The 21597-nt window shown below is 69.2% G+C and carries 22 protein-coding genes; 14 read left to right on the top strand and 8 right to left on the bottom strand.

Features of this window, described 5'->3' with window-relative positions:
- Window positions 1-23 precede the first annotated feature (23 nt).
- The 3 genes from ACFWN2_RS23560 to ACFWN2_RS23550 are packed head-to-tail and all read left to right on the top strand — an operon-like array spanning window position 24 to window position 3407.
- Window positions 24-797: an ATP-binding cassette domain-containing protein gene (locus ACFWN2_RS23560; RefSeq protein WP_382430627.1), complete on the top strand. Its 774-nt coding sequence runs from the start codon at window positions 24-26 to the stop codon at window positions 795-797.
- Window positions 798-817: 20 nt separating this feature from the next.
- The gene (locus tag ACFWN2_RS23555) at window positions 818-2248 is read left to right on the top strand and encodes a sugar ABC transporter permease (protein ID WP_382430625.1); all 1431 of its coding nucleotides are present in this window, start codon (window positions 818-820) and stop codon (window positions 2246-2248) included.
- Between the two features lie 4 nt (window positions 2249-2252).
- Complete coding sequence (locus ACFWN2_RS23550; protein ID WP_382430623.1) at window positions 2253-3407, top strand: ROK family protein; 1155 nt, start codon at window positions 2253-2255, stop codon at window positions 3405-3407.
- A gap of 71 nt (window positions 3408-3478) precedes the next feature.
- On the opposite strand, the gene ACFWN2_RS23545 is transcribed toward ACFWN2_RS23550, so the two are convergent.
- From ACFWN2_RS23545 to ppgK, 3 genes are all read right to left on the bottom strand, one after another.
- Window positions 3479-3658, bottom strand: a complete 180-nt coding sequence (locus tag ACFWN2_RS23545; RefSeq protein ID WP_231642793.1) for a hypothetical protein — start codon at window positions 3656-3658, stop codon at window positions 3479-3481.
- 465 nt (window positions 3659-4123) lie between these two features.
- Complete coding sequence (locus tag ACFWN2_RS23540; protein ID WP_382431175.1) at window positions 4124-5494, bottom strand: RNA polymerase sigma factor; 1371 nt, start codon at window positions 5492-5494, stop codon at window positions 4124-4126.
- A 261-nt stretch (window positions 5495-5755) separates the two neighbouring features.
- On the bottom strand, window positions 5756-6517 hold the full coding sequence (gene ppgK, locus ACFWN2_RS23535) for a polyphosphate--glucose phosphotransferase (protein WP_382430621.1): 762 nt from the start codon (window positions 6515-6517) through the stop codon (window positions 5756-5758).
- 105 nt (window positions 6518-6622) lie between these two features.
- Between ppgK and ACFWN2_RS23530 the strand changes: the two genes are divergently transcribed.
- A complete protein-coding gene (locus ACFWN2_RS23530; protein ID WP_382430619.1) occupies window positions 6623-7417 on the top strand; it encodes an inositol monophosphatase family protein in 795 nt (264 codons plus the stop codon).
- 290 nt (window positions 7418-7707) lie between these two features.
- Here the strand turns inward: ACFWN2_RS23530 and cei are convergent, their stop codons facing one another.
- Window positions 7708-8436 carry an envelope integrity protein Cei gene (gene cei / locus ACFWN2_RS23525; protein ID WP_382430617.1) on the bottom strand — a complete coding sequence of 243 codons (729 nt, stop codon included), beginning with the start codon at window positions 8434-8436 and terminating at the stop codon, window positions 7708-7710.
- A 422-nt stretch (window positions 8437-8858) separates the two neighbouring features.
- Between cei and ACFWN2_RS23520 the strand changes: the two genes are divergently transcribed.
- Window positions 8859-9158 (top strand): DUF4193 domain-containing protein, encoded by a 300-nt coding sequence (locus ACFWN2_RS23520; protein ID WP_030474775.1) that lies wholly within the window; start codon window positions 8859-8861, stop codon window positions 9156-9158.
- 95 nt (window positions 9159-9253) lie between these two features.
- Here the strand turns inward: ACFWN2_RS23520 and ACFWN2_RS23515 are convergent, their stop codons facing one another.
- Window positions 9254-9715 carry a DUF3093 domain-containing protein gene (locus tag ACFWN2_RS23515; protein ID WP_382430615.1) on the bottom strand — a complete coding sequence of 154 codons (462 nt, stop codon included), beginning with the start codon at window positions 9713-9715 and terminating at the stop codon, window positions 9254-9256.
- A gap of 24 nt (window positions 9716-9739) precedes the next feature.
- Between ACFWN2_RS23515 and dut the strand changes: the two genes are divergently transcribed.
- Entirely contained in the window at window positions 9740-10213 is a 474-nt protein-coding gene (dut, locus tag ACFWN2_RS23510; RefSeq protein WP_319978224.1) for a dUTP diphosphatase, read from the top strand.
- Between the two features lie 4 nt (window positions 10214-10217).
- Entirely contained in the window at window positions 10218-10835 is a 618-nt protein-coding gene (locus ACFWN2_RS23505) for a DUF3710 domain-containing protein (RefSeq protein WP_382430612.1), read from the top strand.
- Here the strand turns inward: ACFWN2_RS23505 and ACFWN2_RS23500 are convergent.
- Complete coding sequence (locus ACFWN2_RS23500; protein WP_382430611.1) at window positions 10832-11488, bottom strand: alpha/beta fold hydrolase; 657 nt, start codon at window positions 11486-11488, stop codon at window positions 10832-10834. The genes ACFWN2_RS23505 and ACFWN2_RS23500 overlap by 4 nt on opposite strands.
- Before the next feature lie 84 nt (window positions 11489-11572).
- On the opposite strand from ACFWN2_RS23500, the gene ACFWN2_RS23495 reads away from it, so the two are divergent.
- Together ACFWN2_RS23495 and ACFWN2_RS23490 are read left to right on the top strand one after the other, a co-directional pair.
- Entirely contained in the window at window positions 11573-11938 is a 366-nt protein-coding gene (locus ACFWN2_RS23495) for an OB-fold nucleic acid binding domain-containing protein (RefSeq protein ID WP_035908814.1), read from the top strand.
- A complete protein-coding gene (locus ACFWN2_RS23490; protein WP_382430608.1) occupies window positions 11935-12699 on the top strand; it encodes a DUF3159 domain-containing protein in 765 nt (254 codons plus the stop codon). Before ACFWN2_RS23495 ends, ACFWN2_RS23490 begins: the two co-directional genes overlap by 4 nt.
- A 62-nt stretch (window positions 12700-12761) precedes the next feature.
- On the opposite strand, the gene ACFWN2_RS23485 is transcribed toward ACFWN2_RS23490, so the two are convergent.
- Window positions 12762-13418: a potassium channel family protein gene (locus tag ACFWN2_RS23485; RefSeq protein WP_382430606.1), complete on the bottom strand. Its 657-nt coding sequence runs from the start codon at window positions 13416-13418 to the stop codon at window positions 12762-12764.
- The gene (locus tag ACFWN2_RS23480; RefSeq protein WP_382430604.1) at window positions 13418-14080 is read right to left on the bottom strand and encodes a potassium channel family protein; all 663 of its coding nucleotides are present in this window, start codon (window positions 14078-14080) and stop codon (window positions 13418-13420) included. Before ACFWN2_RS23480 ends, ACFWN2_RS23485 begins: the two co-directional genes overlap by 1 nt.
- An 82-nt stretch (window positions 14081-14162) precedes the next feature.
- Here ACFWN2_RS23480 and ACFWN2_RS23475 point away from each other — a divergent pair, with 82 nt between their 5' ends.
- From ACFWN2_RS23475 to ACFWN2_RS23455, 5 genes are all read left to right on the top strand, one after another.
- Window positions 14163-16148 carry an APC family permease gene (locus ACFWN2_RS23475; RefSeq protein ID WP_382430602.1) on the top strand — a complete coding sequence of 662 codons (1986 nt, stop codon included), beginning with the start codon at window positions 14163-14165 and terminating at the stop codon, window positions 16146-16148.
- Window positions 16145-17350 carry a class I SAM-dependent RNA methyltransferase gene (locus ACFWN2_RS23470; RefSeq protein WP_382430600.1) on the top strand — a complete coding sequence of 402 codons (1206 nt, stop codon included), beginning with the start codon at window positions 16145-16147 and terminating at the stop codon, window positions 17348-17350. The genes ACFWN2_RS23475 and ACFWN2_RS23470 overlap by 4 nt, the downstream gene beginning before the upstream one ends.
- Window positions 17351-17412: 62 nt before the next feature.
- On the top strand, window positions 17413-19317 hold the full coding sequence (gene dxs, locus ACFWN2_RS23465) for a 1-deoxy-D-xylulose-5-phosphate synthase (protein WP_382430598.1): 1905 nt from the start codon (window positions 17413-17415) through the stop codon (window positions 19315-19317).
- Window positions 19318-19435: 118 nt separating this feature from the next.
- Window positions 19436-20119: a response regulator transcription factor gene (locus ACFWN2_RS23460; protein ID WP_330277978.1), complete on the top strand. Its 684-nt coding sequence runs from the start codon at window positions 19436-19438 to the stop codon at window positions 20117-20119.
- Window positions 20120-20123: 4 nt separating this feature from the next.
- On the top strand, window positions 20124-21251 hold the full coding sequence (locus ACFWN2_RS23455) for a sensor histidine kinase (protein WP_382430596.1): 1128 nt from the start codon (window positions 20124-20126) through the stop codon (window positions 21249-21251).
- Window positions 21252-21597: the final 346 nt, after the last annotated feature.

Raw genomic sequence — 21597 nt, 5'->3', positions numbered from 1 at the left:
GTGGTAACCACGGAGGAAACCCAGTGAGCGAGCCGATTCTCGAGCTGCGCGGCATCAACAAGAGCTTCGGTCCCGTGCACGTCCTGCACGACATCGACCTCGACGTCCAACCCGGCGAGGTCACCGCCCTCGTCGGCGACAACGGCGCGGGCAAGTCGACGCTGGTCAAGTGCATCGCGGGCATCCACCCCACCGACTCCGGTGAGGTCCTTTTCGGCGGTCAGCCCGTGCACATCAAGGGCCCCCGCGACGCCGCGGAGCTCGGCATCGAGGTCGTGTACCAGGACCTCGCGCTTGCCGACAACCTCGACATCGTCCAGAACATGTTCCTCGGCCGCGAGCGCACCAAAGGCGGGCTGCTCGACGAGACCGACATGGAACAGGCCGCGCGCAAGACGCTGGCCTCGCTGTCGGTGCGCACGGTGAAGTCGGTCCGCACGCAGGTCGCGTCGCTGTCCGGTGGTCAGCGCCAGACCGTGGCGATCGCCAAGGCCGTGCTGTGGAACAGCAAGGTCGTGCTGCTCGACGAGCCCACCGCCGCCCTCGGCGTCGCGCAGACGCGCCAGGTGCTCGACCTGGTCCGCCGGCTCGCGGAGCAGGGCCTGGGCGTCGTGCTGATCAGCCACAACATGAACGACGTCTTCGAGGTCGCCGACAAGATCGCGTGCCTCTACCTCGGACGCATGGCCGCGGTCGTGTCGACCAAGGACGTCACGCACGGCCAGGTGGTCGAGCTGATCACCGCCGGGCGTTCCGGTGACCTGGGCATCGCCCGCCCCGAGGCGGCGACGATCTGATGAGTTCCGAAGAGGCGAGCATGACCGACACCACCGAAACTCACGAGCAGGAGACGCCCCAACAGGGCGCCATCTCGGACTTCGGCATCGACACGACCTCCCAGTCCACCGGCGAGGCGGTCCGCGACTACTGGGCCAGGGTCCGCAGCGGCGAGCTCGGCTCCCTGCCCGCTCTGCTCGGACTCGTCGTGCTGCTGATCGTCTTCAGCTCGCTGTCCGACACGTTCTTCACGCTCGGCAACCTCGCCAACCTGCTCCAGCAGGGCGCCAGCATCACCATCATCGCGATGGGCCTGGTGTTCGTGCTGCTGCTCGGCGAGATCGACCTGGCCGCCGGTACCGCGTCCGGTGTGACGGCCTCGGTCATGGCGTTGCACCTGATCCACAACGGCAACCTGCTCGGCGGCATGGGCGACACGGTCTTCTACGTGTTCTGCGGCCTGCTGATCCTCGCGATCGTGCTCTCGGTGCTGATGAAGATCTGGGCCGGCGCAGCCCTGTCGGCCGTCGCGCTGGTCATCGCCGCCGTCGGCATCCCCGCGAACGCCTGGCTGGAGATGCTGCTCGCGGTCTGCGTCGGCGCGGCCATCGGCTCCATCACCGGCTTCCTGGTCGCGAAGGTCGGCATCCCGTCGTTCGTCGTGACCCTGGCGCTGTTCCTCGTGTGGGGCGGTGTCGTGCTGCAGCTCATCGGCCAGGGCGGCACGCTCGGCCTGCGCGACGACACGATCTTCAACGTCGCCAACGGCAACCTGAACTTCGTGGGCTCCTGGGCCCTGTTCATCATCGCGGTCGGCGGCTACGCGGCGGTCGTGCTCACCCGGCACTTCTCCCGCCTGCGCAAGGGCCTGGTGGCTCAGCCGACCTCGCTGGTGCTGGCCAAGATCGGTGCCCTCGCGGTGCTGGCCGCGGTGATCACCTACGCGCTGTCGCTGAACCGGGCGCCGAGCGACCTGATCGTCATCGAGGGCGTGCCGTACGTGGTGCCGCTGGTCCTCGTGCTGCTGGTGGTCGGCACGTTCGTGCTCGACCGCACCTCCTACGGCCGCCACATCTACGCGGTGGGCGGCAACAAGGAGGCCGCGCGCCGCGCCGGCATCAACGTCGAGCGGATCCGCATGAGCGTGTTCGTGATCGCCTCCTCGGCGGCCGCGATCGGCGCCATCGTCTACTCGTCGAAGGTCGGCTCGGTCGACCCGAACGCCGGTGGCGGCAACACGCTGCTGCTGTCGGTCGGTGCGGCCGTCATCGGTGGCACGTCGCTGTTCGGCGGCAAGGGCCGGCTGCGCGACGCGGTGATCGGTGGCGCGGTGCTCGCGATCATCCAGAACGGCATGGGCCTGCTCCGTCAGCCCGCCGCCGTCGTGTTCATCGTGACGGGTCTGGTCCTGCTGCTCGCCGCGAGCGTCGACGCGTTGTCCCGCCGCCGGGCGGCCACCGCGGCTCGATGACGCGGTGACCGGCCCCACGTCCGGCACCCGTCCCGACGAGATCCGCAGGCACAACAGGACGGCGCTGCTGCGCCGCCTGCACGTCGACGGACCGTCCACCAGGGCGTCGCTCGCGGCTGAGCTCGGCCTCAACCGCAGCACGATCAAGGCCCTGGTGGACGGCCTCGCCGAAGCCGGTGTGGTCGCTGAACGCGTGCCCGCTCTGCGCAGCGGAGCGGGCCGCCCGTCCCTCCTGGTGCTTCCCCAGCCGCACGCCGCCGTCGTCATCGCGATCGACGTCCGCGTCGAGCACGTGGCGATGGGGTTCGTCGGCCTCGGAGGGGAGATCCTCGGCAGGGACAGCTGGAACCTGCACCGGACGCGTGATCCGGGAGAGGTCATCACGCACATCGTCGAGTCGGCGCGCCTCATGGCCGACGACCTCGACGCCACCGCGGTCGGGGTGGGCATCTCGGTGCCCGGCGTCGTGCGGCGCGCCGACGGGCACGTCCACGAGGCACCCAACCTGCACTGGACCGGTGTGGCGCTCGGCAAACGCCTGGAGGCGGTGCTGAAGCTGCCGGTCCTGGTCGGCAACGACGCGGAACTCGGCGCTCTCGCCGAACACGTCCGCGGTGCCGCGCGGGAGTCCTCGGACATGGTCTACATCTCCGCGGACGTCGGCGTCGGCGGGGGAGTGATCCTGTCCGGACAGCCGTTGCGCGGCTCGGGCGGCTACGTCGGCGAGCTCGGGCACATGGTGGTCAACCCGCGCGGACGGCGCTGCTACTGCGGCTGTGACGGCTGCTGGGAGACCGAGGTGGGCGAACCGGCGCTGTGCCGGGCGCTGGGTCTTCCCGACGACGCTCCGCGCGGTGCCGTGGTCGCGGCGCTGCGGGCGCTGGACGACCCGGCGGTGCTCGACGAGTTCGCCGGCTGGCTCGCACTGGGGCTCGCGAACATCGTCAACGTGCTCGGCCCTGAACTGGTGGTGCTGGGCGACCTCTACACGGCACTGCCGGCGTCCGTGGTGGACGCGGTGAGCGCGGCCGTGCAGACGCGCAGTCTCGTCTCCCGCGCGGTCGGCGGGACCCAGGTCGTGACGTCACCCCTGGGACGCGACGCGAAGCTCGTCGGAGCAGCGGAACTGGCCTTCGAGCCCGTCCTCGACACCCTCTGAGAAGCCAGGAAAAGCGAAGGGGGCGGAGATCCTCGCGGATCTCCGCCCCGAGCGGCTAGGTGGGGTGGAAGTCAGCCCTGCTGAATCTCAGCAGCGAGTTCGCGCAACTTCTCACTGTGCGCGCGAGCGTGGTGCCCGCAGAACAGCAGCTCGCCCCCGGACGGGAGCAAGGCGCGAACCTGGGCAGCAGCCCCGCAGCGGTCGCAGCGGTCGGCAGCGGTCAACTCGGGGCGGGTGAGTGCTGCAGTCATGATGAATCTCCCTCCGTCCCGGCACCGGAACTGAGTGTTGCGGTGCCCTCTTACCAAGCTGCGACCACGGCGCCCCTGGATTGGTGCGCGGTGCTCGCTGGCTCCACTCTGACAGACGTTTCGGCGATAGTCAGTGTTCCCGTGTACGTGGCGACTCGCGTCACTATGCGATTTACCCGGCTGCAGCAGGATTACACCTGCGTTCGCCACCGGTTCACCGTCTTGACACGCACGCTGAGCGACCGGAAACCCGCTGGTGGAGCAGCATGTTCGGGCCGTTCGGTCGGTTGCGTGCCACCGAGAGTGTGATATCGGTTGCGCTTGTCCGCCCGCAGCGAACAGGTCACGAACGTCCCACGATTCGGACGCGGGACCGTGATCAAGTGGCGCTTCCGATTCCTTTTCGAAACACGTCGGCCCCGCACCGAACCGGTGCGGGGCCGCGTGCGTATGACTCGGTAAGACCTAGTCGAGGTAGTCCCGGAGAACCTGCGAACGGGACGGGTGCCGCAGCTTCGACATCGTCTTGGACTCGATCTGGCGGATGCGCTCACGCGTGACGCCGTAGACCTGACCGATCTCGTCCAGCGTGCGCGGCTGGCCGTCGGTGAGACCGAAGCGGAGCCGCACGACGCCAGCCTCGCGCTCGGACAGCGTCGCGAGCACGGACTGCAGCTGGTCCTGCAGCAGCGTGAACGAGACGGCGTCGACCGCGACGACGGCCTCGGAGTCCTCGATGAAGTCGCCGAGCTGGCTGTCGCCCTCGTCGCCGATCGTCTGGTCCAGCGAGATGGGCTCACGCGCGTACTGCTGGATCTCCAGCACCTTCTCGGGCGTGATGTCCATTTCCTTGGCGAGCTCCTCCGGGGTGGGCTCGCGGCCCAGGTCCTGGAGCAGTTCGCGCTGGATGCGACCGAGCTTGTTGATGACCTCGACCATGTGCACCGGGATGCGGATGGTGCGGGCCTGGTCGGCCATCGCGCGGGTGATCGCCTGACGGATCCACCAGGTGGCGTACGTGGAGAACTTGTAGCCCTTGGTGTAGTCGAACTTCTCGACGGCGCGGATCAGACCCAGGTTGCCCTCCTGGATCAGGTCCAGGAACGCCATGCCGCGGCCGGTGTAGCGCTTGGCCAGCGACACGACGAGACGGAGGTTCGCCTCGAGCAGGTGGTTCTTGGCGCGCTCGCCGTCACGGACGATCCAGCGCAGGTCGCGGCGCAGCTGCGGCGTGAGCTTCTCCGCTTCCTCCTCGGAGCGGCGCACGCGCTCGGCGGCGTAGAGACCCGCCTCGATGCGCTTGGCGAGCTCGACCTCCTCCTCGGCGTTGAGGAGGGCGACCTTGCCGATCTGCTTGAGGTAGGCGCGGACCGAGTCGGCGGAGGCGGTGAGCTCCGCGTCCTTGCGCGCCTGGCGCAGGGCCTCGGACTCCTCCTCGTCCCAGACGAAGTCCCCGTCCTGCTTGGGGTCCTCCGCCTGCTCGGGCTCGTCGACGACCGGCTCGTCGACGATCTCGACGTCCTCCAGGTCCTCGGCGCCCGGAGCGCCTTCCATGTCCTCGGGGTCTTCGCCGTTCTTGGCGGTGCCCTTCGCGGCAGGATCGGCCTTGCCGGCCGTCTTGCGCGGGGCCTTGGCGGCGGCGGGCTTCTTCGCTGCCGCAGCGGTCGTCTTGCGCTTCGGCTTCTCCTCGGCCTCGCCGGCCGCGGTCGCCTTGGTCGTCTTGGCGGCGCTCGCGGCGGAGCTGGAGCGTCGGGTTGCGGTTTCTGCGGCTGCCACGTACGCCCTTTCGCGACGGTCGTTCAAGCGGACCGGAGGGCGCGAAACCTCGGTCGCCAGAGTTCGGGGGATCTCCCCGCCGATCTTGCTTGGCGGGTGTGCGTTCCATTGTAACGACGTCGGTGACGCGGTGTTGCGCCCCGAGGTGCTTCGAGGCGCGCTCACCTGCGTTTTCGCAGCTAGATCGAGTCGGACACGTTTCGGTGTCGAACGCTCTGCAGTGCGGTGACCACCAACCCTTGCCGGGTTGTGCGCGGTCCAGGGCACCACGAGGCGTCCACCTGGGCCGTGCGCAACCCGGTGAGGATTGTGGTCACCGCACTAGGGCCTGACGCCGTGTGCGGCGGCCCAGGCCGCGCCCACGATGCCCGCGTCGTTCTTCAGCGCGGCGGCGACCACCTCGGTGCGGACCTCGAGCAACGGCAACCACTTGTGCGCCTTCTTGCTCACGCCACCACCGGCGATGACGAGGTCGGGCCAGATGAGGTCCTCCAGCACGTTGACGTACCGGCTGACCCTGGGCGTCCACTCCTCCCAGGACAGGTCCTTCTCCTCCTTCACGGAGGCGGCCGCGCGCTTCTCGGCGTCGTGCCCGTCGACCTGCAGGTGGCCGAACTCGGTGTTCGGGACCAGCTTGCCGTCGAGGAACACCGCGCTGCCGATGCCCGTGCCGAACGTCAGCAGCACCACGGTCCCGTTCTTGCCCACGCCCGCGCCGAACGACATCTCCGCGATGCCGGCCGCGTCCGCGTCGTTCATCACGACGATGTCCTCGGGCCTGCGCTTGAGACGCTGGGCGAAGAGCGTCTGGGCGTCGCAGTTGATCCAGCCCTTGTCGACGTTCGCCGCGCTGAGGGCGACACCGTGCTTGACCACGCACGGGAGCGTGACGCCGACAGGTCCGTCCCACTGGAACTTCTCGACGATCTCCGCGACCACCTCCGCCACCGCCTCCGGTGTCGAAGGCTGGGGCGTGGGGATCCGCATGCGTTCGCCGTCCAGTGCTCCTGCCTCGAGGTCGACCAGGCCGCCCTTGACGCCGGAGCCGCCGATGTCCACACCGAACCCGCGGGTGATGCCCATTCCCCGTGGTCCTTCCTACTCGTTCGATTCAGTAACCGTGGTGCGCAGACACTAGCCTGACCTTGTCCGATAGTCCCGTGCTAGTGACGCAGGAGGGAACCGGTCGTGTTCGATCCCCGGCCACTCGTTGACATCGCGACGGCCATCGGACGGGAAGCGGGCGCTCTTGTTCAGCGCATGCGTGCTTCCGCCGTCGTCTCGTTCGACACCAAGAGCACATCGACGGACGTGGTCACCGCCGCGGACCGCGCCTCGGAACAACTCGTCCGGACGCGTCTGTCCGAGTTGCGGCCCGGCGAACCCGTCCTCGGAGAGGAGGAGGGCGGAACCGTCGTCGAGGGCCTGACGTGGGTCGTCGACCCCATCGACGGCACCGTCAACTACCTCTACGGAATCCCCTGGTACTCCGTGTCGATCGCGGCGCAGCTCGACGGCGAGTCCGTCGCGGGGGCCGTGTTCGAACCCGCGACCGGCCGCATGTGGACCGCGGCACGCGGGTACGGCTCGTTCCTGGACGGCGCGCCGCTGAGCGTGTCCGCGACGACCGACCTGTCGCTGTCCCTGCTCGGCTACGGGTTCGCGTACCGGCCGGAACGCCGTCAGCGGCAGGCCGACGCGTGGGCGGGCATGGCCACGCGGGTGCGCGACCTCCGCCGGGCGGGCGCGGCGTCGCTGGACCTGTGCTCGGTGGCGGCCGGACGGCTCGACGCCTACGCCGAGCACGGGCTCGGCCGCTGGGACTGGGCGGCCGGCGGGCTGATCGCGGCGGAGGCCGGCGCGGTGGTGCGGCTGCCGGGATCCTCGCCCGAACTGGGGGAGGACGCGACGTTCGCCGCAGCGCCCGGCATCGCCGACGCCCTGTACGGGGCCCTGGCCGAGTGCGGCTTCGGCAAGGTCTGAGCCGCAGATCGATGTTGCGGATCAACGTTGCGGGGTCAATGTCGCGGATCAATGTTGACGCGTCGGTGCCGCTGTACTTGAGCAGGCCGGATCAACGTTGATCCCACGTCGCATCAACGTTGACTCAACATTGATGCGGCCAGTCAACGTTGATCCGCGGCTCGTCCAGTCAACGTTGACTGGACGAGCCTGAGGCGGACATGCGAAACGGCGCCTCCCCTGCAGCAGGGGCGGCGCCGTTCGTAAGAGGGTCTAACAACTGTTGCTCGGCCTTCGGGCCGGAAGAACGGTCAGCAGCTCACGTCGCGCGCGCCGGTGAGGTTGTCGGCGTTCAGCGTCGGCGGTGCGGCGGCGGCCACCTGGCCCCCCTGCTGCTCCGGCTGCTGCGCCGCCCACTCGCTGAGCTGGTCGAGCACCTTGCGGGCGTTGCTGTTCGGCTTGACCTCGTCGAACTTCTTGCCGATCGCCACGTCGACGGTGGCGTCCTGGCGCTCGTCGCGCACGAGCTCCAGGCACGGCTCCAGCAGCGACAGCGTCCTGGCCGCGGACGCGCCGGGGGCGCCGAAGCGGAGCTGGCCGCGGCAGCCCATGTCGCCCGCCGGGTAGACGACGTCGTTGCCGGGATCGGCCGCCTGCTTCAGGCCGAGCTCGGTGAACATCGTCGCGACGGCCTTGGCGTGGTTGCGCTGCGTCGAGGCGTTGACGACCTTGAAGCTGACCTCGCCGACCGGCACCGGGTTGGTGCGGTCGAGCGCGTCGTGCTCCAGGACGGTGCCCAGCGCGGGCGGGGGCGCCGTGGGCGTCTCGCCGGCGGCGGGGTCGGCCCCCGCGGTGGCGGAGGAGGACGCCGTCACGTTGCCGGGCGCGTTGCACCTGATGGCCGCGTCCACGTCGCTTGCGTTGCCGAGCACCTTCACCCACACGAACACGGAACTGACCAACAGCACCGCGAACAGGACGAGCGCGGGCACGGGCCGACGCCTCTTGTAAGGCGTCAAGCTTCCCGATGCGGATCCCACGTTCGAAGTCCTCCCCGTGATCCGTCCCCTGAGATCAGCCTAGGCCTTGCCCGGCTGTTGCGCGCCCGGAAGGGCGTGACCCACTGCACCGGTCCCATTGCTCACAGTCAGGACGGTACCGGTCCGGCGCCAGGTTGCACGCCGAGACGCATGTGCTCCCGCACAGCCTATCGGTCCAGCGTAGAAAGGTTGTGTCACCCGTCCGGTCGGTAGGGGGTAACCCGATGTCGAGTCACTCGGGCAATGAGCTACCCTCTGCGCGCTCCGCACACATTTCGATCAAGCCGACGGTCACGTCAAGGGGGTTGGCTTGCCCGCCGGGTGTGGGAGACCTACGTCACCTTGACGTGGGGCACAAATGAGGTCGCTGGAGCGTTAACCAGCGACACGAACAGTCTCCGTAGACCGCAGGGGTGAAGAAGATGGCGACCGACTACGACGCGCCGCGTCGCAGCGAGGCGGACGAACTCGCTGAGGACTCCCTCGAGGAGTTGAAGGCCCGGCGGAACGAGACGCAGTCCGGCGTCGTCGACGTCGACGAGGACGCGAGCGCGGAGAACTTCGAGCTGCCGGGCGCCGACCTGTCCGGTGAGGAGCTCACGTTCAAGGTCCTGCCCAAGCAGGCCGACGAGTTCACGTGCTCGAAGTGCTTCCTGGTGCACCACCGCAGCAGGCTCGCCGAGGACAACGGCGGCACGTACATCTGCCGCGACTGCGCCTGATCCGCATCAGCCGGAGTCCGCAGGAGCAGAAGAAAGAACTGGGCGCTCACCCTCACGGGTGGCGCCCAGTTGTGTTCTTCGGGACTTCCAGGACTTCAGGACTTGATCGCGGCGGCGAGCTCGTCCGGCCGCCGCGTGCTGATCACCCAGTAGGGGGTCGGGTCCTCCGGGTCGTTCACCCGCACCCGCACGAGCGGCTTGACCCAGCCCCGGTGCACGACGAACGCCGCGGGGTCGAGGTCGCGGCCCATGGTCCGGCGGCGGTCCTCCTGCGAGATCACCTCGACCTCGCCGAGCAGCTCCAGCGGGATGTGCGCGTCACCCGCGCGCAGCTCACCGCCGGCGACCTCGACCTTCGTCGAACCCAGCCGGACGATCAGCAGGACCGTCAGCGGCAGCAGGATCACGTACGGCAGCCAGGACCGGACGCCGGGGAAGCCCATGTGCACCTCGGCGGCCAGCAGCGCGGCCGCGAGCAGCGGCAGCGGCCAGATCCACCACGTCACGTACAGGCGCTCGCGGAAGGTCGTAGTGGCGGTCACGGCAGTCTCACTCACGTCGTCAGGGTAATCTCGGCCGCCGTGTCCAGCGTCGAGGTGTTGCTGACCCGGCTCGATCCGGGGGTTCCGGTGCCCGCCTACGCCCGTCATGGCGACGCGGGCGCTGATCTGGTCACCACGTCGGACGTGGTCATTCCACCAGGCGAGCGCGCCGTGGTCGGCACCGGTGTCGCGATCGCGCTTCCCGACGGTTTCGCCGGGTTCGTGCACCCGCGTTCCGGTCTGGCCGCGAGGGTCGGGTTGAGCGTGGTGAACACGCCCGGCACGATCGACTCCGGCTACCGCGGTGAGATCCGCGTTTGCCTCGTGAACCATGATCTTCGTGAGCCGATCGCGCTGTCACGCGGCGACCGGATCGCCCAGCTCGTCGTGCAGCGCGTCGAGCACGCGGTGTTCCGCGAGGTCACCGAGTTGCCGGAGACGGAACGCGGTGCGGGAGGCTATGGCTCGACCGGCGGGCACGTGGTGCTCGCCAGGATGAAGGCGGAGGGGTAGGGCAATGTTCGGAAGGCGCCGCAAGCGCGGTCGTCACTCCTCGGGCGCGGTCGACACCGGTCCGGAGCACGACGAGGACTTCGACGACGTCGAGGGCCCGTGGGACTCGGCCGTGGCGCCTCAGGACGACGTGGACCGGCTCGACCTGGGCTCGGTGCTGCTGCCGATGCCGGACGAGGCCCAGCTGCAGGTCGAGATGGACCAGCAGACCAACGCGGTGCGCGCGGTGCACATCCTCACGCCGGTCGGGCAGCTGACGGTCAGCGCGTTCGCCGCGCCGAAGTCGGGTGACCTCTGGAAGGAGGTCGGCGCCGAGCTGATCGACGGCCTCAAGGAGGACGGCGCCCGCATCAACCGCGAGAACGGCGAGTGGGGCGAGGAGATCACCGCGCGCAACCAGGGCGTGAAGATCCTCTTCGTCGGCATCGACCGGCCGCGCTGGATGCTGCGCGGTGTCGCGGCCGGCCCCGAGGAGCACTTCGAGCAGAACGCCGAGGCGCTGCGCGAGATGCTGCGCGGAACGGTGGTCGTGCGCGGTGAGCAGCCGATGCCGCCCCGCACGCCGTTGCCGGTCGAACTGCCTGAGGCGATCGCTCGCCACATCCAGCAGCAGCAGGGCTAACGAGCCTGCTGCCACGCCTGCACCGCACGCCCCAACGCGTGCGGATAGGCGTCCAGTGTCGTTGTGACGAGCACGGCGCGTGGGAGGGCTTCCGCCCACGCGCGTGCCACCGAGATCGGGTGCACCGGGTCATCGGTGCACCCGACGATCCCCGTCGGCACGTCGAGCGCCTTCAGCTCGTCGAGCGTCGGCGCGAGCGAGTCCGCGGCTTCTTCGAGGTGCGGCACGAGCTGGTCCCCGTAGCCGTGCCAGGCCCTGGACAGCTCGTCGTGCAGCCAGCCGGTCGTGCCGGACAGCGCCGTCGTGAGGCCCTGCGTCCTGACGACGTCCGCGCTCGCCCTGGCCGCGAGCGCCGCCGGAGCCCCTCCAGGCGCGCCGGTCCACGCCGGCAACGCCAGGACGAGCCCCGCGCACCGGCCGGGGTTGGCCACCGCCCACCTCGCGGCGACGTGCGCGCCCAGTGAGACACCACCCACCACGATCGGGTGGCTTGCCGGGGCATTTTCGAGGGCCGTCAACCGTTCACGGAGCGTGCGAACGCGTGGTGCGTGGAGAACGGCACCTACCTGCGACAACGGCTCGGTGAACACAGATCGGACGAACACCTCGTCTGAGGCGGTTCCGGGCAGCAGGACCACGGTCTCGGCAGGCACGCCCGGGATTGTCGTCGCCTCTGCGTACCCTCACTGTCAGACGGCCCACACCACGGGGCCACCAGAGCACTGCGGGAGTCGGGGATGAGCGGCTATTGGCGCCGCTTGGTGCGTCGCTTGACCAGCGACGTCGCCGAGCTCGACGCGGACGACCTGTCGCGAAAAGCGGAGGCCGTCGGCGCGGTGAAGGCCTGCGACTGCAAGTCCGGTGAGGAGGTCACCGTCCTCGGAAGGCTCCGCAGCGTGGAGCTCTGCCCCCGGGACGCGGCCGCCACCCTGGAAGCCGAGCTCTACGACGGCACCGAGGGCGTCACCCTCGTCTGGCTCGGCCGCCGTCGCATCGCGGGAATCGAGCCTGGTCGGACGATCAAGGCACGAGGCCGCATCGCCGTGCGCGACGGGCGCAAGGTGCTCTACAACCCCTACTACGAGTTGCAGAACGCTTCATGACTTCAGCCAAGACCGAAGAAAAGCAGCCCACCGTCCTCGAGCAGATGGGCGGGGTGAGCGGGATGCTCTACTCCTCGCTGCCCGTCCTCGTCTTCGTGATCATCAACTTCGCGACCAAGAACCTGATGGCCGCGATCATCAGCTCCCTCGCCGCCGCCGTCGTCATCGGCGCGGTACTGGCCGTGCGCAAGGGAACCATCCAGCCCGCGATCTCCGCCGTCTTCGGCGTCGGCATCGCGGCCTTCATCGCCTACAAGACAGGCGAGGCCAAGGGTTTCTTCCTCTTCGGCATCTGGCAGAGCATCGTGTACGGCAGCGCGTTCCTGCTGTCGATCATCGTGCGCTGGCCGCTCGCCGGCGTGCTCTGGACGTTCCTCAACGGCAGAGACCGCTCCTGGCGCGAGGACAAGGCCACGGTCCGCGACTACGACATCGCGACCTTCGTGTGGGCACTGGTCTTCTTCGCCCGCTTCGTGGTCCAGCGCTGGCTCTACGACGAGGACCAGGTCGGCTGGCTCGCCGTCGCCCGCCTCGGCATGGGCTACCCGCTGATGGCCATCGCCCTGCTCGCCACGGTCTGGGCGGTCCGCCGCGCGGACAAGCGGCTCAAGGCGGCCGAGGAGGCCGCCGAGGCGAAGGCCAAGTCGGAGGCCGAGGCGGAGGGCGTGCTCACGCGCACGGCCGACGACCTGATGACCCCGGACATGGACGAGCTCAAGCGCGTCGTCGACGCCGAGTCCCGCGACAGGTCCAGAGACTGACCGCTCCCAGAATGCGCCGATGCCCGGCAGGCCGAGCCTGCCGGGCATCCGTGTGAGAGCGGTCAGTACCCCAGAGCCGTCTTGATGTCCTGCTCGACGGCGGCGGTCGTGACGAACAGCAGCTCGTCCCCGCCCTCCAGGGTGTCGTCCGGCTGCGGCACGATGACCCGCCCGCCGCGCAGGATCGTCACGAGGGCGGCGTCGCGCGGCAGCGTCAGCTCCGAGACCGCGCGGCCGGCGAACGGCGTCGACTCGTCGAGCGTGATCTCCACGAGGTTCGCCTGCCCCTGCCGCAACGTCATGAGCCGCACGACGTCACCGATCGTCACGGACTCCTCGACCATGGCGGCCAGCAGCCGTGGCGTCGACACGGCCACGTCGACACCCCACGACTCGGTGAACAGCCATTCGTTCGTCGGGTCGTTCACGCGCGCGATGACGCGCCGCACCGCGAACTCCGTCTTGGCCAGAAGCGACACCACGAGGTTGACCTTGTCGTCACCGGTCGCGGCGATCACCACGTCGCACAGCTGCATGCCCGCGTCCTCCAAAGAGGACAATTCGCACGCGTCGGCCTGCACCCACTCGGCCTGCTCGACCGAGTTCGGGTCGAAGTGCGCCCGGTCCCGCTCGATCAGCATCACCTGGTGCCCGTCCGAGACGAGCTCCTGCGCGATGGACCGGCCCACCGCTCCCGCGCCGGCGATAGCGACCCGCATCAGCTCTCCTCCGGTGCCTGCAGCGCCGCGGCCGCGACGTCGGTGATCGTGCCGGACAGCGCCGCCACGTAGATGGTGTCGTCGGCCTGCACGACGGTCGAGTGCTCCGGCAGCACACCCGTGCCGAAGCGCATCACGAACGCCACGCGCGCGCCGATCGCCTCCTCCAGCTCGCGCACCGGCCGTCCGACCCACGACTCGGCGACCTCGATCGGCAGCACGGCCACGGTTCCGGACGGGTCGCGCCACGCGGTCGCCGCCCCTTCGGGCAACAGCATCCGCAGGAACCGGTCGGTCGACCACGGCACGGTGGCCACGGTCGGGATGCCCAAGCGCTCGTACACGGCCGCGCGCTTGTGGTCGTAGATGCGCGCGACGACGTGCTCGACACCGAACGTCTCGCGCGCGACCCGCGCCGAGATGATGTTGGAGTTGTCGCCGCTGGAGACCGCCGCGAACGCGCCCGCGCGCTCGACACCGGCCTCGATCAGGACATTGCGGTCGAAACCGTTGCCGACGACCTGCTGCCCGTGGAAGTCGCTGCCCAGCCTGCGGAACGACTGCGGGTCCTTGTCGATCACGGCGACCTGGTGGTCGAGTCGCTCCAGGGCCCTGGCCAGGGAGGCTCCCACCCGGCCACACCCCATGATCACCACGTGCACGACATGCCTCCTCAGGCGAACTCTGCGCAGAACCTACCGAGCATTAGCCCGTCCCGGTGAGCGGACCCCTTACGCTCTGGCCGTGTCCAAGCTCGCCACCGCCGCCAAACGCCTTCTGGTCGGACGGCCGTTCCGCAGCGATCGCCTCGCTCACACCCTGCTGCCCAAACGCATCGCCTTGCCGGTCTTCGCCTCCGACGCCATGTCGTCGGTCGCGTACGCGCCGGAAGAGATCTTCCTGATGCTGTCGGTGGCGGGCCTGAGCGCGTACGCGATGGCGCCGTGGGTGGGTGTCGCGGTCATCGTGGTCATGCTGACCGTGGTCGCCAGCTACCGCCAGAACGTGCACGCGTACCCGTCCGGCGGCGGCGACTACGAGGTGGCCACGGTCAACCTCGGACGCAGAGCGGGACTCACCGTGGCGAGCGCGCTGCTCGTCGACTACATCCTCACGGTCGCCGTGTCGATCTCGGCGGCCGCGGCGAACATCGGGTCCGCGATCCCGTTCGTCGCGACCCACAAGGCGGAGTTCGCGGTCGCGGCCATCGTGCTGCTGACGGCCGTGAACCTGCGCGGCATCCGCGAGTCCGGCAGCGCGTTCGCCGTCCCCGTCTACGCGTTCATGATCGGCGTCTTCGGCCTGATCGGCTACGGCCTGTTCCGCGGCTTCGTCCTGGGCGACGACATGCGCGCCGAGAGCTCGGGCCTGGAGATCCACGCCGAGTCCGACCACCTGATGGGACTCGCGTTCGTCTTCCTGGTGCTGCGTGCGTTCTCATCGGGCTGTGCGGCGCTCACGGGCGTCGAGGCGATCAGCAACGGCGTGCCCGCGTTCCGCAAGCCCAAGTCCCGCAACGCCGCCACGACGCTGCTGCTGATGGGCACCATCTCGGTGGTCATGCTGATGGGCCTGATCATCCTCGCCCAGCTCACCGACGTGCGGATGGCCGAGTTCCCCCAGCAGCAGATCACCAACGCGCCCGCGGGCTACGAGCAGAAGACGATGGTGGCGCAGATCGCGCACGCCGTCTTCGACAGCTTCCCGCCCGGCTTCTACTTCATCGCCGGCGTCACCGCGCTGATCCTCGTGCTGGCCGCCAACACGGCGTTCAACGGCTTCCCCGTGCTCGGCTCGATCCTCGCCCAGGACCGCTATCTGCCGCGTCAGTTGCACACCCGCGGCGACCGGCTGGCGTTCTCCAACGGCATCCTGTTCCTCGCGGGCTTCGCGGTCGTGCTGGTGATCGCGTTCGACGCCGAGGTCACCCGGCTGATCCAGCTCTACATCGTCGGTGTGTTCGTGTCGTTCACGCTGAGCCAGCTCGGCATGATCAAGCACTGGCAGCGGCTGCTCAAGACCGAGACCGACGCCCAGGCGCGCACCAGGATGCGGCGCTCGCAGGCCATCAACACGTTCGGCCTCGCGCTGACCGCGACCGTGCTGATCATCGTGCTGATCACCAAGTTCACCAAGGGCGCGTGGATCGCCATCGCCGCGATGGCCGCCATCTACGCGTTGATGACGGCGATCCGCAAGCACTACGACACCGTCGCCGAGGAGCTGCGCAAGCAGGAGCGCGTGCGCACGATGCCCGCGCGCAACCACTGCATGGTGCTGGTGTCCAAACTGCACATGCCGACGCTGCGCGCGTTGTCCTACGCCAAGGCCACGCGCCCGGACGTGCTGGAGGCCGTCACGGTCAACGTCGACGACGGCGACACCCGCAGGCTCGTGCAGGAGTGGGAGAAGGAGAACTTCAAGATCCCGCTCAAGGTCATCGAGTCGCCCTACCGGGAGATCACCAAGCCCGTTCTCGACTACGTCAAGAGAGTCAAGACGGACAACCCGCGCGACGTTGTTACGGTGTTCATCCCCGAGTACGTGGTCGGCCACTGGTGGGAGCAGCTCCTGCACAACCAGAGCGCGTTGCGGCTCAAGGGAAGGCTGCTTTTCCAGCCGGGTGTGATGGTGACCAGCGTCCCGTGGCAGCTGGAGTCCTCGGTGAAGGTCAAGGACAAGGACGTCATCGCGCCCGGCGCTGTCCGAAGGGGACTTGACGACCGATGAGCACGACCAAGGAAGACTGGACCGGACGCAAGTTCGAGGTAGAGGTAGGCCCTGTCGCGCACGGCGGGCATTTCGTTGCACGGCACGAGGGACGCGTTCTGTTCGTGCGTCACGCACTGCCTGGCGAGCGTGTCGTGGTGTCTGTGTACGAGGACAACGGCGGCTCGTTCTGCCGTGCGGATGCCGTGGAGGTCCTGGAGCCATCACCGGACCGCGTCGAGGCGCCGTGCCCGTTCAGCGGGCCGGGGATGTGCGGTGGCTGCGACTTCCAGCACGTCTCGTGGGACGCGCAGCGGGAGCTCAAGGCCCAGGTCGTGCGCGAGCAGCTGAGCCGCCTGGCGAAGATCGAACGGGACGTGGTCGTCGAGGCGCTGCCGGGCGGTCCGCTGGAGTGGCGCACCCGCATCCGGATGGCCGTCGATCGCGACGGGCGACCCGGTTTCCGCGGCACCCGTTCCCACGATGTGATCCCGATCGACCACTGCGTGATCTCCCGGCCGGGCATGGTCGAGGCCGTGGCGGACCGAAAGTGGCGGGCGCAGGAGGTCACGATCGTCCAGGACGGTGACGGCAACCGTCATGTGGGTGAGGTGCGCGGCCGACACACCGCCCGCCGCGCCGGAACCGGTACGGCCGTCGAGACCGCCGCCAGCCGAAAGTGGCGAATTTCCGCGGACGGCTTCTGGCAGGTCCACCCGGCCGCCGCGGACACGTTCGCGACCGTCGTGGGGCAGTGGACCGCGGCCGAGCCGGGGCAACGCGCGTGGGACCTCTACGGCGGCGCGGGACTCTTCGCGTCGGTGCTCGGCAGGCAGGTCGGCGAGACCGGATCCGTGCTGGTCGTGGAGTCGTTTCCCGGTGCCGTGGAAGACGGCCGGCGCAACCTCCGCCGCATGTCCCAGGTGGAGTGGGTCGCGGACAAGGTGGAGCGTGCCGTGACGCGCCGCATGCCCGTTGAGGACCCTCACGTCGTGGTGCTGGATCCCCCTCGTAAGGGGGCGGGCAAGGTCGTTGTGGCTGAAGTCGCACGACGCCGTCCGCAGCGGGTCGTCTACGTCGCCTGCGACCCCGCTGCACTGGCCCGTGACCTGGCCGAATTCACAGTTCAGGGGTACCGGCTCGCGGAGCTGCGGGCGTTCGACGCGTTCCCGATGACGCACCACGTGGAGTGCATCGCCCTGCTCGTGCCTGAGACACGGTGACCATGCGTCTCAGTCGCGTCTCCGTAGACTGAGCCGAAGTCTTCAGGAGTGAGGTGGGCGTGGTGACCCTGCTGGAGTCCGTGCACGGACCAGCTGATCTGAAACGGATGGACGAGGCGCAGCTGAAGCAGCTGTGCGAGGAGATCCGGCGTTTCCTGGTCGACAAGGTGTCCAAGACGGGCGGGCACCTGGGACCCAACTTGGGTGTCGTCGAGCTGACCGTGGCACTGCACCGGGTCTTCGACTCGCCGCAGGACCCGATCGTGTTCGACACCGGTCACCAGTCGTACGTGCACAAGATCGTCACGGGCCGCCGCGACGGCTTCGACCGGCTCCGCCAGCAGGGCGGCATGTCGGGCTACCCGTCGCGGTCGGAGTCCGAGCACGACGTGCAGGAGAGCTCGCACGCCTCCTCGGCGCTGTCCTACGCGGACGGACTGGCGAAGGCGAAGCAGATCAACGGCGCCCACGGCCACGTGGTCGCGGTCGTCGGCGACGGCGCGCTGACCGGCGGCATGTGCTGGGAGGCGCTCAACAACATCGCGTCGGACAGGAACCGCCCGGTCGTGATCGTCGTCAACGACAACGGCCGCTCCTACTCGCCGACGATCGGTGGTCTCGCCGACCACCTGTCGTCGCTGCGGCTGCGCCCCGGCTACGAGCGCGTGCTGGAGAAGGGCAAGAGCGTCCTGGAGCAGACGCCGTTCTTCGGCAAGCCGCTCTACGCCGCCCTGCACGCCGCCAAGCGCGGCATCAAGGACGCGCTGGCGCCGCAGGCGATGTTCGAGGACCTCGGTCTCAAGTACATCGGCCCGGTCGACGGCCACGACATGGCGACGCTGGAGTCCGCTCTGCAGCGCGCCAAGTCGTTCGGCGGCCCGGTGATCGTGCACGCCGTCACCCGCAAGGGCATGGGGTTCGCGCCGGCCGAGAACCACCAGGCCGACCAGATGCACGCCACCGGCGTCATCGACCCGATCACGGGCGAGGACGTGAAGCCGGCCAGCCGCACCTGGACGCACGTGTTCTCCGACGCGCTCGTGGACGTCGGCCGCGAGAGGTCCGACGTCGTGGCGATCACCGCCGCGATGCAGGGGCCCACCGGCCTCGACCCGTTCGCCAAGGCGTTCCCGGAGCGCTTCTTCGACGTCGGCATCGCGGAGCAGCACGCGCTGACGTCCGCCGCCGGTCTCGCCATCGGCGGTCTGCACCCGGTCGTGGCCGTCTACGCGACGTTCCTCAACCGGGCGTTCGACCAGCTCCTGATGGACGTGGCGCTGCACAAGCAGGGCGTCACCGTCGTGCTGGACCGTGCCGGCGTCACCGGCCCGGACGGCGCGTCGCACCACGGCATGTGGGACATGTCGATCCTCGGCGTCATCCCCGGTGTCCACGTGGCGGCGCCGCGTGACGCGGGCTCGCTGGTCGAGGAGCTCCGCGAGGCCGTGGAGATCTCGGACGCGCCCTCCGTCATCCGCTACCCGAAGGCCTCGGTCGGCCCGGACCTGCCCGCGTTGGAGCGCGTGGGTTCCGTGGACGTCCTCCGGCGGTCGGGCAACGACGTGCTGCTGGTGACGGTCGGCGCGTTGGGCGAGCTCGGGCTCGACGCCGCGCAACGGCTGGAGGACCAGGGCATCGGCGTGACGGTCGTCGACCCGCGGTGGATCTACCCGATGTCGACCGACCTCGTGGAGATGGCCGCGTCGCACAAGCTCGTCGTCACCGTCGAGGACGGTGGCCGCCACGGTGGCTTCGGCTCCTCTCTCGCGGCCGCGCTGCGAGACGCGGACGTCGACGTGCCGTTGCGGGACATCGCGCTGCCGCAGCAGTTCCACGACCACGGCTCGCGTGGTGAGGTGCTCTCGTTGTGCGGCATCACCGCGCAGGACGTGGCGCGCCGCGTGACGGAGTGGGCCGCCCGCCTGGAGTGCCTGCCCGTCGAGATCGACGCGCCCGCCGAGAAGTAGTTCCTCTGCTCCGAACGTCACGGCCCCCGGTCGCTCCGCCGACCGGGGGCCGTTGCCGACAGGCCTTGTGAAGGTGTCGTTAAGCGCCTTCTCAGGTGTGTGTGGCACCTTTGACGGCGTGCGGATTCTGGTAGTCGAGGACGAGGCACCTCTGGCCGACGCGATCGCTCGTGGCCTGAGGCGTGAAGGCATGGCCGTGGACGTCGCCTACGACGGCGAGACCGGGCACGAGAAGTCGACCGTCACGCGGTACGACGTGGTGGTGCTCGACCGCGACCTGCCGGGGATGTCCGGCGACGAGCTGTGCAAGGAGATCCTCAGCTCCGGCGCGCTCACCAGGGTCATGATGCTGACCGCGAGCGGGTCGATCGAGGACCGCGTGTCCGGGCTGTCGCTCGGCGCGGACGACTACCTCGCGAAGCCGTTCGCGTTCCCCGAACTGGTCGCGCGCGTGCGGGCACTGGCCCGGCGCGCCACGCCCGCCACGCCGCCCGTGCTCGCCGCGCAGGACGTGGAACTCGACCCGGCGCGGCGCACCGTGTCGCGCGGTGGGCAGCCCATCGAGCTGACCCGCAAGGAGTTCGGCGTCCTCGAAGTGCTGCTCGCGGCCAAGGGGTCGGTCGTCAGCAGCGAGGAGCTGCTTGAGCGCGTGTGGGACGAGAACGCCGATCCGTTCACCACGACCGTGCGCGTCACCGTGATGACGTTGCGCAAAAAGCTGGGCGAGCCGGGCATCATCGACACCGTCGTGGGCTCGGGCTACCGGGTCCCCAGTGCTTCGAACGGCTCTGCTGAGGACTGAACCCATGCGAAGGCGCGGGCCGGGACTGCGTCTGCGGATCACGCTGCTCACCACCGCGCTCGTCGCCGTGGTGAGCGCTGTTCTGCTGTTCCTCGGGTGGACGCTGGTCGGACGGGTCTTCGACTCGTCGCCGTCGTTCCCCTCCGACAGCCAGGTCACGGTGGACGGGGTCACCGTCACCGTGAAGACGTTGACCGACGCGTTGACGGTGGCCGCCCGGCAGGACTTGCTGCGCGCGGGCCTCATCGCGTTCGCGTGCATGGTGGTGGCCGCCGCCGTACTCGCGTGGACGTTCACCGGCCGTGTGCTGAAACCTCTCCACGACGTCACGGGTGCCGCGCGTCAGCTGTCGGCCGAGTCGCTCGGGTCGCGGTTGCGGCTGGAAGGGCCGCGTGACGAGGTCGCGGAGCTCGCGGACACGTTCGACACGATGCTCGACCGGCTCGAAGCCGCCTTCGACTCGCAGCGCCGGTTCGTGGCGAACGCGTCGCACGAACTGCGCACTCCTCTCTCGGTGGTGCGCACGGAGCTGGACGTGACTCTGTCCGACCCGGATGCCGACGTCGAAGAGCTGCGCCGCATGGCCGGCGTCGTGCGTGCCGCTGGGGAGCGTGCCGAACAGCTGGTGTCCGCGCTGCTGCTGCTCGCGCGCACGGACGGGATCGGGCTCGCTGTCCGTGAGCCGGTCGACCTGTCCGCCGTGGTCGAGTCCGCGTGGAGGGCCGCACGCGCCGAGGCCGAGGCACGGAACCTGCGCACCGTGTTCCGGTGCGTGCCGGCGCTCGCGGTCGGCGACCCCGCCCTGCTGGAGCGCATCGCCGGCAACCTGCTGGAGAACGCCGTCCGCCACAACCACGTCGGCGGGTGGATCGAGACCGTGGTGGAGACGGGCCCGCAGTGGTCGGTCCTGCGGGTGTCGTCGTCGGGGCCGGTGATCCCGCCGGACCGCGTGGAGGAGCTGTTCGAGCCGTTCCGCCGCGGGGTCAAGGACCGGACGAGCCAGTCCGGCACGGGTCTCGGGCTCTCGATCGTGCGTGCCGCGGTGGCCGCCCACGGCGGGTTTGCGCAGGCAGTGGCCGTGCCGACCGGTGGTCTGTCGGTCACCGTGCACCTGCCGAGCGCACCCCAGTAGCGCTGGATACAAGATTCTTCGCGTGGCCCCGGTCACACTGTGCGTCGATCTTGGCGGGTTTGGGCCGTCCGCGTGCTGTCTGACCTGCGGTTACTCCGTACGTGACCCCCGATTTGGATCTCGTACAGGGCCCGTGTAAATTTCTCCATGTCAGCACGGAACGGGCCGGGAAACACAGCCGGAACGGAGTGCGGCACAAGACTTCTAAGCCTGACACAGCCCCGGAAGTGACTCTCCTCTGAGATGAGCTGCGGTGAGCGCGTGTTCTTTGAGAACTCAACAGCGTGCCGAAACACAGCCAGTAATATATGAATTACCTCCTCGTCGAGGTAGTTCCTTTGAGGCA

This window comes from Lentzea sp. NPDC058436, from assembly GCF_042721515.1.
In the GTDB taxonomy this organism is placed as follows: Bacteria; Actinomycetota; Actinomycetes; order Mycobacteriales; family Pseudonocardiaceae; genus Lentzea.
This window is presented reverse-complemented; position numbering and strand designations above follow the sequence as displayed.